The sequence below is a fragment of the Microcoleus sp. S36a_B3 genome (assembly GCF_036700745.1).
In the GTDB taxonomy this organism is placed as follows: Bacteria; Cyanobacteriota; Cyanobacteriia; order Cyanobacteriales; family Microcoleaceae; genus Microcoleus.
In genome coordinates, this window is the sequence record NZ_JAUBPN010000009.1 from 101,836 (window position 1) to 119,513 (window position 17,678).

A 17,678-nucleotide genomic window follows, 5' to 3' on the forward strand; every position below is an offset into this window, starting at 1 on the left:
AATAAATCGTCCCAAAAATAACTTAAAAATTTAGAAAGCTCAATGAAAGTAAATTTCAGAAATGACATATAGCAAAAAAAACACCATTTAAAGATTACGAAAAACTGTATGTTAAATAGAAACTCGACCGATTCTTTACTTAAAATGGTAGCCGAATCAACATTAAAATTGTTGATAATAGAAGACATGGCAGAAGATATAGAATTAATAGAAGTAGCCTTAGAAGCGGGCGGAGTTAATTTTAATTTCGATACAGCAGAAACAGCAGCAGAGTGCAGACAAATGCTCCAAAATAGCAATTACGATGCTGTGCTGTCAGATTACCGCCTCCCGGAATTCAACGGTTTAGAAGTGTTGAAGTTAATGCAGGAATTGGGGCAAGACATACCATTTATTTTAGTAACGGGAAGTTTGGGAGAAGAAGCGGCAGTTGAGTGCATCAAAGCCGGCATGACCGATTATGTATTAAAAGGGCGTCTGTTTAGGTTGCCAACAGTATTAGAACGATCGCTCCAAGAATACAAAATGCGCCGCCAGCAGCAAGAGGCGATCGCCCAAATTCAGCGTCAAGCGACTCGCGAGGCGATCGTCAACCGCATCGTTCAAGCCATGCGCTGCACCCTCGTACTCGACGAAGTGCTGCAAACCACCGCAGATCAACTGCATGAAGCTCTAGAAATTAGCGGCTGCGCGATTTTGCAGCCAGATACCGCAGGCGGGATCGCGATTCGCTACATGAGCTCAAAGGCAGTCGGCAGAGAACTGGCGATCGGTCTAAATTGCGAATTTGCTCAATACTATCGCTCCTCCCTCGGCCGCGGAGAAACGATCACGATCACCGAGTTATCGAGTCTGGCCCCGTCCCTGCAAGCAGCAGCCGAATTCTTAGGGTTTCGCGCGATCGCGATCGCACCGCTGCTCTACCAGCAATCATTTTTAGGAGGAATTTGCCTCTATCAGTGCGATCGACCGCGCTCTTGGAATGCCGAAGAACTGTCGCTAGTCAAAGCTATTGCCGATCAGTGCGCGATCGCGATCCATCAAGCCGAACTCTACCAAACGGCCCAAACCGAACTAGCAGAACGCAAGCGCGCCGAAGCAGAAGTCCGCGGCATTCAGCAGCAACTAGCCACGATGGCAGCCAACATTCCCGGCTCAGTCTACCGCGCCGTGTTGCATCCAGACGGCAAGATGTCGATGCCCTACATCAGTCCAGGGGTGCGCGAACTTACTGGCTTCGATCCTGCAGAAGTCATGGCGTGCCCGCAACTATTGACCGAAATCATTCATCCAGACGACAAAACCTTGTTTGACGGCAGCGTAGCAACATCGTGTGACAATCTAGAACACTACGATCGCCAGTACCGGATTGTCTTGAATTCCGGCGAAACCAAGTGGGTGCAAGATAGCGCCAAATTTTCTCATAACAAAAACGGCGACGTAGTTATAGACGGAGTAACCCTCGATATCAGCGATCGGAAATTTGCCGAATCAGCGCTGCGACAAAGCGAACAGCGATTTCGATCGCTGATTGAAAACGCTACAGACATCACGATCATTCTTGACGGCGAGGGAATCTTTCGCTACATCAGCCCTTCGGTGAAGCGAATTTTAGGATACGCGCCCCATAAGGCGATCGGGCGCAGCGCCCTAGGGACAGTTCACCCAGACGACTGCGCCACGATCGCCCAAACCCTCCACAAAGCCCTTCAAAACCCCAAAAGAAGCCAGTCCCCAGTTGAGTATCGAGTCCGCCACCGCAACGGTTCTTGGTGTTATGTAGAAGCTGTAGCCACCAACTTGCTGCACGATCCTGCTGTCAAGGGAATCGTGATCAACTGTCACGACATCACTCAGCGCAAACTCGCCGAAGAACAACTGCTGCACGATGCTTTTCATGACGCCCTCACCGGATTACCCAACCGATCGCTATTTATCGATCGGCTAGAACACTCTGTGAGGCTGGCAAAAAGGCGCACAGACTACTTGTTTGCCGTGCTGTTTCTAGATTTAGACCGATTTAAAGTCGTCAACGATTCCCTCGGCCACGCCATCGGCGATCTACTGCTAGTGGCGATCGCCCGCCGTCTAGAAGCTTGTCTCAGGCCCGGAGATACAGTAGCCCGCATCGGGGGAGACGAATTCGTGCTTTTGCTGGAAGATATCGACGGCGTAAATGAAGCTAGTAGCATTGTCAACCGCCTGCAACAGCAAATCACATCTCCGATTTTGCTAGACGGACACGAAGTATTTATCACCGCCAGCATCGGCATTGCTTTGAGTTCTGATGAAGACCTGGAAACGACAAACCTGCTGCGCGACGCCGACACCGCCATGTACCGCGCCAAAAAACTCGGCCGAGCCCGACACGAAGTTTTTAACAGTTCCATGCACGCCCACGCTTTGCGACTGTTGCAGCTAGAAAATGACTTGCGGCGGGCGATCGAATCAATTAGAGACCAAGCCATAGAACAAGAATGTAATCCATGCACGCGATCGGGCTTACCTCCCTTATCCGCAGCCCCCCAGTTTATCATTCACTATCAGCCGATCGTCAGCATCGCCAATAACACAATTAACGGTTTCGAGGCCCTAGTGCGCTGGCAGCATCCAGAACGCGGCTTAATTTCCCCAGTTGAATTTATTCCCATCGCCGAAGAAACCGGATTAATCGTAGCCCTCGGCCGTTGGGTGCTACGCACAGCTTGCCAGCAAATCCGCCAGTGGCAGCAACTATTTCAAAACAACCCGCCCTTAAGCGTCAACGTCAACCTTTCAGTCAAACAGTTTTCTCAGCCAGATTTAATCGAATATATCGATCTAGTTCTCGAAGAAAGTCACCTCGACGGTAGCAGTTTAAAACTAGAAATTACCGAAAGCGTACTCATAGAAAATTCCGACTCAGTAACAGCAATGCTGGTGCAGCTTAGAGCCAGAAACATACACCTTTGCATCGACGACTTCGGCACCGGCTATTCATCCCTGTCCTACCTGCACCGCTTCCCCACCAATACCTTAAAAATAGACCGATCTTTTGTCAGCAGAATGGGAGGCGAGTTCGACCTAAGCAAAGGAAGTATTGACCCGACAGAGATTGTGCGGTCGATCGTTACTTTGTCGCACAATTTGGGCATGGATGTGGTAGCCGAAGGAGTCGAAGAAGCCTCGCAACTATCTATACTCAAAGGATTAAAATGCGAGTTCGCCCAAGGATTCTTTTTTTCCAAGCCAGTAGACTCTCAAACAGCAGCAATTCTGATCCGACAGCAAGCCGAAACTCAAGATTTGCTGACATTGAGTTTTTTAGAAAAAGGTCATTAAAAAAACACGGCATTTTGTGCGTCCCATTTCAGCATAAAATCTTAAAATATTTTAAAGCTGTCCCTAACTACTGGCGTCAGTTAATAACTACGGCATCGAAATCGCTATGACTATTGGCTACCTCGCCCTCGTTCTCCACGCCCACCTGCCTTTTGTCCGCCACCCCGAAAGCGACTACGTTTTAGAAGAAGAATGGCTGTTTGAGGCGATCGCCGAAACCTACATTCCCCTGCTGCAAGTCTTTGAGGGGCTGCTTCGCGACGGCATAGACTTTAAAATTACCATGAGCATGACACCGCCCTTGGTGGCGATGCTGCGCGACCCATTACTGCAAGACCGCTTCGACAACCACTTAGCGAAACTCGAAGAACTAGCGGATCTCGAAATTGAACACAACAGCGGCAACGGTCATCTCCGATATTTAGGCGAACATTACGCCGCCCACTTCTCTCAAGTTCGCAATTATTGGGAAAAGTGCGATCGAGATTTAGTCAAAGCCTTCAAAAAATTCCAAGACAGCAACAACCTCGAAATCATGACCTGCGGGGCCACCCACGGCTACTTACCGCTGATGAAAATGTACCCCGAGGCAGTTTGGGCGCAAATACAAGTAGCCTGCGAAAGCTACGAACAAAACTTCGGCCGCCGACCAAAAGGTATTTGGCTGCCCGAATGCGCCTATTACGAAGGCTTAGAGAGGATGTTAGCCGATGCCGGTCTCCGCTACTTTCTCACAGACGGTCACGGCATTCTCTACGCCCGCCCCCGTCCCCGCTACGGTAGCTACGCGCCAATTTTCACCGAATGCGGAGTAGCAGCCTTCGGTCGAGATCACGAATCATCGCAGCAGGTTTGGTCTTCCGAAGTCGGCTATCCCGGCGCAGCCGAATACCGAGAATTCTACAAAGATTTGGGTTGGGAAGCCGAATACGACTACATCAAACCCTACATCATGCCCAACGGCCAGCGCAAAAACACCGGGATTAAGTATCACAAAATCACCGGTCGCGGATTGGGTTTAGGCGACAAACAGTTATACGATCCGTACTGGGCGCGGGAAAAAACAGCCGAACACGCCAGCAACTTTGCTTTCAACCGCGAGCGGCAAGTCGAACACCTCAACGGCATCATGCAGCGCCCGCCGATTATTGTATCGCCTTACGACGCGGAACTTTTCGGTCACTGGTGGTACGAAGGGCCTTGGTTCTTAGATTACTTGTTCCGCAAGAGTTGGTACGACCAAAATACCTACGAGATGACGCATTTAGCCGATTATTTGCGGGGAAATCCGAATCAGCAAGTTTGCCGTCCGTCGCAGTCGAGTTGGGGTTTCCGGGGTTTTCACGAGTATTGGCTCAACGATACCAATGCTTGGATTTACCCGCACTTGCACAAAGCTGCGGAACGGATGATTGAGTTGGGAAGTATGGAACCGGAGGACGAATTGCAGTATCGGGCTTTGAACCAGGCCGCGCGGGAAGTGCTGTTAGCTCAATCGTCTGACTGGGCCTTTATCATGCGGACTGGGACGATGGTTCCCTATGCGGTGCGGCGGACTCGATCGCATTTAATGCGCTTTCACAAGCTGTACGATGAAGTCAAAGAAGGTAAAGTCGATTCCGGTTGGTTGGAGAAGGTCGAAGAGATTGACAACATTTTTCCTGAGATCAACTATCGCGTTTATCGATCGCTTTAATATCAAGTCCGGTAGTACCCGACTGGTATTATTTCAAGTTTTGTAGGGGTTCCTTCGCGCCTGATATTTGATAATTATCGACAAATGATATCAACCCGCCCAGCCCTTACCAGTCCGCTCTTACTTCCAGCCAATTCCCAACAAATTAAAACCCGCCAGCGCGGGTTTTTTATGGATAAAAATATAGCACGTTTTTATGTCCGCGCCCAAGCGTGCTACTTAACATTTACCGTAACTGTCAGTCAGAGAACGGGAGTAGAGGAGAACGGGAGTGAGGGAGTAGGGGAGTGTGAAAAAATTTTCCTTCTTCTCTCGAACCTCGAACCTCAGCATCCGTTACATCCTTGACATCCCGTACATGGCGGCGGAAGCCGAACTTCACGCTTGACTTCTGCTAAACCGGTTCTAGCTCATCTTCAAAGAACCAAGTCGCAAAACCGTTAAACTTCACAATCACGCCTACTCCACTGCCGTCAACCATTCTGAATCCGTCAACGGTGCCGACGGGATTTTCCTTGATCTTGCCCACGATATTTGCAGGTATCCGATCTCTGAGACGGCGCACCTTAACTCTCTGACCTACTTCTATTGCCACTGAAATTGTTCTCCTGCTCTATATAACCTCTATACAAGCGTCCATTTTACAGTTTGGCGGACTCGATCGAACAGCAACACCAGCAGACCGATCGCCCCAGACGATTTTTGGATCGAAATTTCGACCAACTTTTCCGAAAAGACGGTATTCTAGTCCGAGTTGCTCGATCGCGATCGCCGACGACCTACGGTTCCACAGCAGCAAGCTTCACTCGCCAGACCCAGCCGCACTGCTACAGATCATTATTTTTTATCGCTTTGCAAAAATATTTTTTTATTAACTCCCACAATTACAATATTTCTACCCAATTATTCATCCTTCCGGCCGAATGCAAAAAGCACTCACTAGCAGTAATAAATTTTATGTTTGTTATATACAAATACTCATCCATGAACCTTGACATCGGCGCAAACTCTTGCTATAAAAGACTTTGAGTGTGGCAGATAAAATTTCCCCAAGGTCGGAGTTTAGTCAACGGGCACGTTGTAAAACTTTACTAAAACTTCACAATAAACAGAAGATTTAATGGTAAGAGTTGATGCTGAGAAAGCTTATTTTGGCTGCTGTTTGATAGAATAAAAAGTGGAACGATTGCCGGATGTAGGGAGTCTAAGAAAGGAAATGAAGTGTAGGAACTTCAAAATGACAAAATCGAAATTATGAAGAAAATTTTTACGTGCTGGCGATCGAGCAAAATTCCGTTGAGAAGTTTGTCCTTGGCTGTGTTGGCCTGTCTGCCGGCATGGAGCGGGGCGATCGCCAGTCCGATCTCTCCATCCCTCAAACAGCAGTCAAACTTTACTAAAATTGTCTCAGATCCTCGACCGCCAGCAAAGCCGAGCGACTCAAAATATCCAGAAAATCCGGCAGAATCGGGGGCGAATCCATCCCCAGCAGCAACCACCAACGCTCAGGGAACAGCGGCCCGACGATCGCTCCAAATTACTGAAATTCGCGGTACTGTCAGCTTTAAGGGCAGACCAGCAGTCGCGGGCGATCGGCTCACAGAACCCGGAGACGAAATCATCACCGGCGCAGATTCCACAGCCAGGATCGCGATCGACAACAACGGCGGCATCGTGGAAGTTGCCCAAAACACTGCAGTCAGAATATCCAATTTGTCTGGTAGTGCAGAGGGCGAAAAAGAGACAGCCATTTTTGTCAGCAGGGGGCGAGTCAGGTTGTCCGTCAGCAAAACAAATGCGACAACTCCCGCAGCCAACACCTCAACAATTATCCCGCCGAACCAAATTGCCGCCCTCAATACCTTCAGCGGACTCGGCAACTCCATGCAAATTGCCCAACAAAAAAAATCTGCCAGAACCGCCCCTGTCAGGGTAGAAACCCCCGAAGGCGTGGCCGGAGTCCGCGGCACTTCCTTTGGAGTCAGCGTCAGCGACGGCAAAACCTCAGTCGAAACTATTGAAGGTGCCGTCGCAGTATCCGGGAGCACCGACTCCGAAGTCGTTGTCAACGGCGGCAGCGCGACGACAATTTTCCGTCAATCTCCTCCCGCGCCCACCTCAACAAGCCCTCACCTAGCAGAACTCCAAGTCCGCAGTTTGTTCAGACTCAGTGGCAATATCTATCGCCTCAGCGGTCAAATTAACCCGATCGACATAATTTATGTCAATAACGAAGCGATTAAGATCGATCGAGACGGCAAGTTCAAGATCCAAGGGGTTTTACCTCCCAGCCGCCGCCTCAACATCGTAGTGCTAGCCCCCTCCGTCAGACAACGGCATTACATCCTTGTAGTGCCCTAAACAGCCTATCTAGCTGTAAGGAGTTAGATCTGAGATATGACACCAGTTTCAACTCAATTGACCGAGCGAAAAAAGGTTAGTAGTGCGGACTTGAGTCCGCAAAATAGAATAGTGTCCGGTAAATTTACAGTTCAGAAAAAGGTTAGTAGTGTGGACTTGAGTCCGCAAAATAGAATAGTATCCGGTAAATTTACAGTTCAAAAATTGGTTATTAGTGCGGAATTCAGTCCGCATTACTAACCTTTTTTATTATGGTAATCGGCGACGCTTGGCTTGATAATTTCGTTTACAGACGAAGCATTTAGCGGTGAATCTGTGCAGTCAAAATAAACAAAATTTGCACCCGCGCTTTGTGCTTGCGGTATTGTAAAAGTTCAATAGCATAAATTTTCTCGAACCTCGGACGCGAATGTCATATCAATTCCGGTTGCACTCATACATAATGTTAACAGTCAACAGTCAACAGTTAACAGTTAATAGTGAATTTACTATTCCGATAAAGAGATAATTTGATATCAATTATAGTGTTATATTAATTGCATGAAGTTCAAAAAACTGATTGAGCATTTCAAACGTCAACCCATCGCCATCCGGCAATATATAATCACAAATCCTCCCTGGATGACAGGTGCTTTAGCAGGCGTAGTTTCTGTACTAATGCTGCACTTGGGAATGTGGAAACCCCTAGACTATTTAGGATACAAAACACTATTTGAAATTCGAGAATCGGGAATTTTGCCAAATCCAGGGTGGGATTCGAGAATTGCCGTAATTGCGATCGAACCCCAAAGCTTGCAGGAATACGGTAAATTTCCTTGGCCGCGCAATCGCTACGCCGAATTGCTGCAGGCGCTGAAAAAATCTCCCCCCACAGCAATTGGCTTCGACATTCTTTTTCTCGATCCGAGTCCGAAAGATGATATTTTAGCGGAGGCGATCGCCGCCAATGGCAAAGTTGTACTCCCGAGAACCACCAAAGAAGAACCAGTAGCATCTTTAAAAGCAGTAGCCGCAGGTGTCGGACACATAATGCACGAGGCCAACAGCGACGGCATTAGCCGCGATTCAACAATGTTTCTGGGATCTATTCCTAATTTCGGTTTAGCAATGGTTCAGAGGTATAATGCTGCTAACCCGCAAAATCCTGTATTGCTACCGCAGCCAGAAAATATGCAAGACCAAAAAGTCTGGATTAACTGGCCAGGGAAAACAAAAAATCTACCAACCTACGCTTTTGTTGATGTTGTAAAAGGTAGAATTCCTGAAAATGCTTTCGCGAATAAATTAGTCTTAGTTGGTGTCGTCGCTACCGGTGTCGATCAGATATCTACCCCTCTCAACAAAACTACGGCTGGGGTTTATTTATATGCGGCGTTGATTGACAATTTACTCGATCGACGCTTGCTGCAGCGGCTACCGGTACTGTTAGAATTTTTTTTATTGTTGGGAATTGGGCCGCTGACGGCTTTGGTTCTGTGCAACCGAGGTGTTAAAGAGAGAATTGCGATCACCCTCGGTTTACCTGTCGTTTGGATTGCCGCCGCTGCTGTATTATTTAGCTACTATTTTTGGTGGATTCCCATTGCCGCACCCATCGGCACTTTAATATTATCAAGCACTGCTTTGCAACTGCGGGAACAATACGAAAAACAGCAGTTAATGAGGTTGTTTGAAAAGCACGTCGCCCCCGAAACTGCTCAGCTTATTTGGAAGCGCAAAGCGGAGATATTTGAACAAGGAGAACTCGAACCTCAAGAACTTACAGCAACTGTGCTGTTTATGGATATTCGCAGTTTTACTTCGATTTCCGAAAAAATGCCCGCGCGGGATTTACTCACCTGGCTGAACAATTATTTAGAAGCGATGACTGACTGTATTATGGATCACGGCGGCGTTGTCGATAAGTACATCGGCGATGCAATTATGGCAGTTTTTGGAGTGCCTTTTTGCCAAACAGAATATCCCGCAATTCAACAAGATGCTTTGAATGCAGTTGCGGCTTGCATCGCCATGCACGAAAAACTGAACGAAATTAACCAGAAGCTGAGAATTGAACGCAAACCTTTAATTAAGTTTGGCATAGGTTTGCATACCGGACAGTTAATTGCTGGTAGCGTTGGCGGTTCCCGGCGTTTGAATTATTCTGTGATCGGCGATGCTGTCAATGTTGCCGCTAGATTGGAGGCGATGAATAAGCAAATTGTTTCTGACAGTCCTTTTAATTTGTTGGTGACGGGGAAGACTTTTGATTACGTGTGCGATCGCTACGAAGGCCAAAAAGTAGGATCGATTCAATTACGGGGCAAACAAGAAGAGACTGTGGTTTATGCTATTTTGGGCGAAAAGTAATAGTTATTGGTTATTGGTTATTGGTTATTGGTTATTAGTCATTAGTCATATCGTTTCCGGTTGCATCGGAATGATTTAACCGGCGCTAGAACACAGAGTACACAGAGTCCGAGAATATATATCTGAATCATTCCGATGCAACCGGATTTGATATCATTAGTCAGTAGGGGCGGTGGATGGTGCGGGCCCGCCCTTCTTCTTAACAGCCAACAGCCAACAGCCAACAGTCAACAGTCAACAGTCAACAGCCAGCAGTCAACAGCCAGCAGGAAACAGTCAACAGCCAACAGTCAACAGTCAACAGTCAACTAACCCAACCCTTCAATCAACAAATTGCGAGCACTTTTTAACGCTTCCGGCAACTTACTAACATCACGTCCGCCAGCTTGCGCCAAATTAGGCCGCCCGCCTCCTTTTCCGCCACAAAGTTGAGCAATTCCCCCGATAAACTTGCCAGCTTGCAATCCTATTTTATTGACTTCTGGACTAAAAGCTGCTACTAAACTTACCTTATCCGGTTCAGGAATTGAGGCCAAAACTACCGCAGCATTTCCTAATTTTTGCTGCAATCTTTCCGCCGCAGTTTTCAGCGCTTCTGTATCCACATCACCCAATTGAGCTACAATGATTTTGAATTCACCGAGATCCTCAGCCGCATTTAGCAATTGGTCAGATTTCGCGATCGCCAATTCCGACTTTACAGCAGCCAACTGTTTCTGAGTATCCTTCAACTCGTTTTGCAAATTAGTAATCCGGTTGGGTAACTCTTCCGGCTTCGCCTTAAATCGATCGCCCAAATCGCGCACAACCTTGTCTCGCACATTCAAATAATCCAAAACAGCTTGGCCCGAAACCGCCTCAATCCGGCGAGTACCAGCCGCAACCCCAGCCTCCGAAACAATCTTAAACAGCCCGATTTCTGCCGTATTGCTGACGTGAGTTCCGCCGCACAATTCCATCGAAACGCCGGGAAAATCGATAACCCGCACCACGTCGCCGTACTTCTCGCCAAACATCGCAGTCGCGCCTTTTTCCCTCGCTTGGGCGATCGGCATTTCTGCAACGACCGCAGCGTGCGCCTCAGCAATCCAACTATTAACTAAATCCTCAATTTTCTGCAACTCTTCTGCGGTCACAGCGCGCGGAGAATTGAAATCAAACCGCAATCTTTCTGACGATACCAGCGAACCAGCTTGCGAAATCGAATCATCCACAATTTTTCGCAAAGCTGATTGTAATAAGTGAGTTGCTGTGTGGTTAGCCTGAATTCTGCGGCGACCGCTATTGTCAATCTTCGCAGTAATACTATCGCCAACTCTCAGGGTTCCCCGTTCCACAAAGCCGAAATGCACGAAGAAATCCGATTCCTTCTTCACATCATCAACTCTTACTAACAAACCATCACCATTATCTCCGCTTTTCAAATAACCTTTATCCCCAATTTGTCCGCCGGATTCTGCATAAAACGGCGTTTGGTTCAAAACAACTTGTACCTCAGTCCCTGCCGCTGCTTCCTCCACAGATTTGCCGTCAACCAAGATAACTTCCACCTCAGCTAAACTCGACAATTCAGCATAACCGACAAACTCAGTTCCCTGGATAGTTTCAGCCAACTTATCCAAGGAACCTTGCACTGTCAAATCAATTGTTTGATGAGCTTCTTTGGCGCGAGTTTGCTGTTCCTTCATCGCGACTTCAAAGCCGTCCAAGTCAACCGTAATTCCCTGTTCTTCAGCAATTTCTTGTGTCAGTTCTAAGGGGAAACCGTAGGTATCGTAAAGGGTGAAAGCATCTTGACCGCTGATTTGTTGGTTGGCTTGCTGTTTTGTGCGATCGACAATTTCTTCCAGCAGCTTCTCTCCGCGTTCTAAAGTCTTGAGAAACTGCGCCTCTTCCCTGGCTAATTCTGCCTTAATTTGAGCTTCGCGCGATCGCACGTTGGGATACGCTGCTTCCGAAAGGGCGATCGCACTTTCAGCCACCCGCACCGTAAATTCGCCCTGAATTCCAATCAGCCGCCCGTGGCGCACCACCCGGCGAATCAACCGCCGCAAAATGTAACCCCGACCCACATTCGACGCGCGAATTTCGTCCGCAATCATGTGCACCACAGCCCGAATGTGATCGCCAATTACTTTCAGCGAAACCTTGACTTTTTCATCGCTATTGTGGTAATCAATCCCGGCAATTTCCGCCGCCGATTGAACGATCGGAAAAATCAAATCTGTTTCGTAATTGTTAGGGACTTTCTGGAGGATTTGCGCCATCCGTTCCAATCCCATCCCAGTATCAATATTTTGATTTTGCAGCGGTGTTAAGTTGCCCTCTGCATCTTTATTGTACTGCATGAAAACCAGGTTATAAAATTCGATAAACCTGCTATCATCTTCGAGATCGATATTGTCGCCTTTTTCTGGATGAAAATCGTAGTAAATCTCGGAACAAGGGCCGCAGGGGCCTGTGGGGCCAGATTGCCAGAAATTGTCTGCTTCTCCCATGCGTTGAATTCGATCGCCCGGAATGCCAATTTCATCGCGCCAAATCGCAAAGGCTTCGTCATCTTCTCGGAAAACACTCACAACTAAATTGGATGCTGGTAAACCGAAAACTTCCGTGGAAAGTTCCCAAGCCCAGGCGATCGCCTGTTTCTTGAAATAATCCCCGAAACTGAAGTTACCCAACATCTCAAAAAACGTGTGGTGGCGGGCGGTGCGGCCTACGTTTTCGATGTCGTTGGTGCGGATGCACTTTTGCGAAGTTGTGGCGCGCGGCGAAGTGGCGGCGCGCTGACCGAGAAATATTGGCTTGAATTGTAGCATTCCGGCGATCGTCAGCAACACTGTCGGATCTTCCGGCACCAAAGAAGCGCTGGGCAAGATTTTATGTCCCCGCTGGGCATAAAAGTCGAGGAATGTTTGGCGGATTTCGCTACCACTGAGACATTTAGGAGAAATAGACATGAGAAAAGCACTTAAGTATGTGAAGATGTAGCAACAATAGAATTTATAGGACTTACGCACGGATGTCCAGAAACCCGGTTTTTTAAATAGAATACTTGCTTAAAATCCAATACGGTTAAGTTAAGCCCGATCCCCCCTAACCCCCCTTAAGAAGGGGGGAACAAGAAAGCTCTCAAAGTCAACCCCTACTCCCCTTTTTAAGGGGGATTTAGGGGGATCTCCGGGGAATCAACAGTGTTAACCCAAGCGTATTTGCTTAAAATCCTCAATCTCGGTGAAAAAACCCGGTTTCTTTGTTCGGAGTGCGTGAGTCCTAACTTACATCTATGTGGATATTAATATCATTATACGTAGTAATGTAAAGACCTATCAAGTTTTGCAAATAGTGCTTTACTACTCCGAAAGCTCGTGCTAACTTAATAATAGACACCGGGACAGAAAGAAACAGGAGGTCGCTATATTTAGAAGCAAAGTTCAAGGATATAGGCATGGTGTCTCCGGTCTACATTCCCCAGCGCAGCCGAAATTAACCGAACACAACTTGGAATAGTGGCAAAACTAGCGATCGCGCAGTTAAGCCAAACCGCAGTCGAGTCAGACTTATTGTGCTTGCGGATTAAAAGTAAAGTTGCACAAATTGTCAACCCTAGTAAGTAATCGTTCTTTACCGGAAACACATCTCGTTTGTTAGAAAAAACAAAGCTCTCATATTATTGGGTCTGATCGCTGTCGATCGGGCCCTACGCTTTTTGAGAGGAAGACGGGGAGAAAGTTCGATGTTTATTCTTCAGTCTGCGGATGCGGAGGAAAGTTGGTGCAGTCCTGATTTTAACCGCCGAGTTGGATCTTTCGAGCCATATATGATATCACGTCCTGTCTGCGATCGTAACAAAAACGGTTCGTAGTGCGGACTTTATTCTGCACTAGAAACCAATTTTATCGTTGTGAATCGACCAGACAGGATATTATAGATAGTTGCACTGGTGCGCGTCCGCCCCTTTTTTTGCCGTGACCTAGATGCCCTAGCATTAGGCGCGCTCAAAGATGCGATATCATGGAAAAGTCAAGACAAGACATTAAAACCTATCCCCTGTATAGCAGGAAACTCTAAGCTTGAGGAGCTTGCTGCAAAGCAAGAATAGCAAACCGCCATTTTAGGTTACAAAACCCACCCTAAGAATTTGAATCTCAGGATATAAAGGAGTCAAAACTCTAAAAAATCCCCTCCCCGACACAGGGGTGAGAGTTTCAAGCAATAGAGTTCTGTCAAGTCAAAAAAAGTAGTGCAGCCAACTGTTGTAATAAATCACCACAGAAAAAGCTGCAGGCGCGTCTTTAGAGCCTACTTAAAATGCTCGACAGGCAAATTAACAAAAAATTCCACACAGTTCTAAAACTCACAATATCGGGAGATTCGAGGTACAAACATGGCAGAAATCACTAAAGAAGAAATGCGCGAACGGCTGGGAAATATAGACCAGATTCGAGATATAATTTTCGGGGCGCAGCTTAGAGAATACGACAATCGCTTCGATAAAATAGATTCTGAGCTGTCAATGATGCAGCAAGATAACCAAGCTCGCATCGAACAGATAAAAACAGTTCTATCTGCAGAAATGAAGGTGGCAATTGATTCGTTAGAAAAGAAAGTTAAATCGCTCACCTCAAACACGCAAGAAGAAAACGCCGACCTCCGCCAGCAAATCGATCGCGTTAACCGCAAATTCTCCAGCAGCGTAGAATCCCTCGACGAAGCGATAGACAATCAAACCAGTTCGATTCGCGACGAACTCTCCCAAACCAGAGAGCGACTCTCCGAAGAAACCCGCACTCTTAAAACACAGGTTTTTGAAGAACTCGACCGCCGCTTTTCCATGCTCAGAGACGTTAAAGTTTCCAGAGATGACATGGCAGAAATTCTGTTTGAACTAGGCATGAGGCTCAAAGGAACAGAATTTGTCCCCGAACTTAAAGGCGTTACTGATAATAAATTAAATAACGAATTCTTGTTGCCGGAGCGCCACCACCACGGATAATCACGCATGGCTTTACCGAAAGAAAATCCAGTAGGTGAAAATCAGCTAGAGGGTTTTGTTTCTCAACCTGACGAGTCTGCTGCCAGCGCAGCAACCCAGCTAGAACCATTCCTGAATCTGTTACTCGATCTCAAAATTATTGCTGATTCAAACCAGCAAAATTCCGATTGCAAAAGTGACAGCAACAGCGAAAACCATCGAGCTGGGACCCTCGACGGGTTGATGGATTTGTTACCTATTTCCTCAGCAGAAGCAGAGGAAATTACCACAACTGCCCCCTCAAACACTCAATCTCCCCAATCCGAAGCTGACAGCAACAGCAAAAACCATCGAGCCGCAGCTCCCGGCGGGTTGATGGATTTGTCAGGTATTTCTCGGCAAGAGCAAGAGGAAATTGCAGCGCCGCAAAATCCCGATTCCGAAAGTCACAGCAACACCAAAAAAGCTCAAGCTGGAGCCCTCGGCGGGTTGATGGATTTGTTAGGTATTTCTGAGCGAGAGCAAGAGGAAATTGCAGCGAGCGTCCAGCACAAAACTGCCTCTGGCGAACCCAAATCTACAAATTTTCCGGCCGTTGTAGGCGAGTCGAAAAGCAAGCTTTTCCCTACTCAAAAACTCAACAGTTCTGAACTAGAAAGAAACTATTCCTCCGCTAAAACTATAGATATTTCCGCAGATGTTTCGGAGTTTGAGAGAGAATCGCCTGACTTGACAATTTCAGATTATCCTCAGTACGTACAGGCGGAAAAATCCCAGGATTTAGACACGGCTTTAGAGGATTTGTCCGATCGCCAAACTCTAGAATCACCCGCAGCAACTAATCCAAATGCCGCAGTTTCCGCACCTTCACAGCCGTCAGAAAAAATGTATCTAGATGCGGTGGTTGCTTCGCTGCCATTGATGGCAGAGTTGCCAGAACAGCCGACACCGATATCGCAGCGAGCAGAAATATTAGGCGAAATTAAACAAGACTTAAATGAAGCCGACAACGCGATGGAAAGGCTGCAAAGTCTGATTTTTGGCTCGCAAATCTCGGATATCGAGCAAGTCAAAAATCTCCTCGAACAAAACGACTTGCCCGGTGTGCGTCACCTGATGGTAACAATCAACGATAAATTAGGAAAACTCGAACACCAAATCCACGATCCCCAAGAACTGATCGCGCTGATGCTGCCTTGGATCGCAGAAATTCTTAGCCGCAAAATTACCGATTCCCGAGAAGAAGTTGTTAACGCGATCGTGCCAATTATTGATGAAGTCATTAGGGCAAAAACGGTAGAAAACAGGCCAGCAATGAGTTCGGCGATCGCTGAATTGCTCCCAGATGCCCTTGCTCAACAAATAAAAAATTCGCCACAAGAAATTGCTAAGGCGATCGCCCCAGAAATCGGCATGGCAATTAAAGAGCAAATTCGCCTTGACCAAGAGTCGATCGCCCAAGCCCTCGCCCCGGAAATGGGCAAAGCGATTACAGCCCAAATACAACTCGAACGAGACGCAATGGTGGATGCCCTCTATCCAGTCATAGGCAATACTATTGCCAGATACATGACAGAAGCTATCAAGACAATCAATGAAAAAGTGTCAAATGCCATGAGCGTGGAAGGAGTGAAGCGCAAAATTCGCTCCAAAGTACAAGGAGTCTCCGAAGCCGAATTGATCCTCAAAGAATCAGTACCCTTTACCATCCAAGCAGTATTCTTAATTCACAAAGCATCAGGCTTAATAATTTCCGAAGTTCAACACTCCGAAAGTTATCAGTTAGAATCAGAAATGGTAGCAGGAATGCTCACAGCTATTCGCAGCTTTGTTAACGAGTGTATCGTTCAGCCTGGTGAAGTTTCCGAACTCAATCAAATTGAATACGGCGACTCAAAAATTCTGCTAGAAGTAGCGGGATACTGCTACATGGCAGTCGTAATTAAAGGAGAACCGCCAGAATCGTTCATCAACAAACTGCGGAAAACACTTAGCAATCTCATTCTTAGTTACGCTCAATTAATTCACGAATTTAACGGCGACCCCGATACTATACCGGAGTCGCTGCACCCGTTTATCAAAACTTTATTCGACCCGCTGGACAAGAAAAAATCCACAAAACCCCCGATCGCCCTAGCCGGGATCAGTTTACTCGCCCTCAGCTTAATCTTAGTACCTTGGGGAATGTATCAGTATCGCCGCAGCATCGACCGCCCCGTGGTAGCAAATGTCGCTTTAGCTTTAGCATCGACCCCAGAATTAGCAGTTTACCGCTTAAACGCCGACGTTGAGGGAAACACTCTCAAATTAACCGGAAAATTGCCAAATCCAGAATTGCGGGCAAAAGCCGAAAAAATAGCTGCATCAACTGTACCAAATCTGAAATTAGACAATCAAATAATCGCTGTAGATGTACCTCCCGACCCTGTTTTGACAGCGGGAGAAGTGCAGCGAATTACTGCTGTTTTGAACCAGAGGGAGGGCGTTTCTATTTCTAGTCGCTATGGCGATCGCAAAGTGACAGTAGAGGGCACAATCACCGACGCTGCAGACTCACAAAAAATTGCTCAGTCCCTCAAACAAATTCCCGGCGTTCAGTCCGTCGTCAGCACGATTAAACTAGATCCGCTCCAGATCTCAAGCCGCATCTACTTTGACCCAGGAACGGCGAAATTAGACTCAACATCCGCAGAAATCATCGCCAGTGTCAAAAAATTCATGGATCGATATCCTCAAAAACATATTAAGATAATTGGGCACAGCGATGGAACTGGCGAAGTTGCCACAAATCAACGGCTGTCGCTCCGGCGTGCTGCAGCAGTGCGAGATGCTTTGATGCGGCAAGGTGCAGACCCCAAGCGCCTTCAAACGATCGCCAGCCCCAATTCACCCGACGGCGTAGAACCCAATCAACCGCTACTTTTGAGCAGATGCGTGATATTTGAACCAATAACTAAGACCGCAAACGGCAAATAA

At 47.2% G+C, this 17,678-nt stretch carries 10 protein-coding genes; 7 read left to right on the top strand and 3 right to left on the bottom strand.

The window, feature by feature from the left end; all coding sequences use genetic code 11:
* The first annotated feature begins 108 nt into the window (after positions 1 to 108).
* Both QUA01_RS12600 and QUA01_RS12605 read left to right on the top strand, forming a co-directional pair.
* Positions 109 to 3,321: an EAL domain-containing protein gene (locus QUA01_RS12600; protein ID WP_333086898.1), complete on the top strand. Its 3,213-nt coding sequence runs from the start codon at positions 109 to 111 to the stop codon at positions 3,319 to 3,321.
* Positions 3,322 to 3,427: 106 nt separating this feature from the next.
* Entirely contained in the window at positions 3,428 to 5,017 is a 1,590-nt protein-coding gene (locus QUA01_RS12605) for a glycoside hydrolase family 57 protein (protein WP_194065779.1), read from the top strand.
* A 394-nt stretch (positions 5,018 to 5,411) separates the two neighbouring features.
* Here QUA01_RS12605 and petP read toward each other — a convergent pair whose 3' ends face one another.
* Positions 5,412 to 5,612: a cytochrome b6f subunit PetP gene (gene petP, locus QUA01_RS12610; RefSeq protein WP_194065781.1), complete on the bottom strand. Its 201-nt coding sequence runs from the start codon at positions 5,610 to 5,612 to the stop codon at positions 5,412 to 5,414.
* 18 nt (positions 5,613 to 5,630) lie between these two features.
* Positions 5,631 to 5,816 carry a hypothetical protein gene (locus tag QUA01_RS12615; RefSeq protein ID WP_333086900.1) on the bottom strand — a complete coding sequence of 62 codons (186 nt, stop codon included), beginning with the start codon at positions 5,814 to 5,816 and terminating at the stop codon, positions 5,631 to 5,633.
* A gap of 455 nt (positions 5,817 to 6,271) precedes the next feature.
* Here QUA01_RS12615 and QUA01_RS12620 point away from each other — a divergent pair, with 455 nt between their 5' ends.
* From QUA01_RS12620 to QUA01_RS12630, 3 genes are all read left to right on the top strand, one after another.
* Complete coding sequence (locus QUA01_RS12620) at positions 6,272 to 7,378, top strand: FecR family protein (RefSeq protein WP_333086902.1); 1,107 nt, start codon at positions 6,272 to 6,274, stop codon at positions 7,376 to 7,378.
* A 540-nt stretch (positions 7,379 to 7,918) separates the two neighbouring features.
* Positions 7,919 to 9,727: a CHASE2 domain-containing protein gene (locus tag QUA01_RS12625; RefSeq protein ID WP_333086903.1), complete on the top strand. Its 1,809-nt coding sequence runs from the start codon at positions 7,919 to 7,921 to the stop codon at positions 9,725 to 9,727.
* A gap of 135 nt (positions 9,728 to 9,862) precedes the next feature.
* Positions 9,863 to 10,039 carry a hypothetical protein gene (locus QUA01_RS12630; RefSeq protein WP_333086904.1) on the top strand — a complete coding sequence of 59 codons (177 nt, stop codon included), beginning with the start codon at positions 9,863 to 9,865 and terminating at the stop codon, positions 10,037 to 10,039.
* Here QUA01_RS12630 and alaS read toward each other — a convergent pair.
* Entirely contained in the window at positions 10,036 to 12,687 is a 2,652-nt protein-coding gene (gene alaS, locus QUA01_RS12635) for an alanine--tRNA ligase (protein ID WP_333086906.1), read from the bottom strand. The two genes, QUA01_RS12630 and alaS, sit on opposite strands and share 4 nt — an antisense overlap.
* A 1,427-nt stretch (positions 12,688 to 14,114) precedes the next feature.
* On the opposite strand from alaS, the gene QUA01_RS12640 reads away from it, so the two are divergent.
* Both QUA01_RS12640 and QUA01_RS12645 read left to right on the top strand, forming a co-directional pair.
* On the top strand, positions 14,115 to 14,723 hold the full coding sequence (locus QUA01_RS12640) for a hypothetical protein (RefSeq protein WP_333086907.1): 609 nt from the start codon (positions 14,115 to 14,117) through the stop codon (positions 14,721 to 14,723).
* A 6-nt stretch (positions 14,724 to 14,729) separates the two neighbouring features.
* Positions 14,730 to 17,678 (top strand): OmpA family protein, encoded by a 2,949-nt coding sequence (locus QUA01_RS12645; RefSeq protein WP_333086909.1) that lies wholly within the window; start codon positions 14,730 to 14,732, stop codon positions 17,676 to 17,678.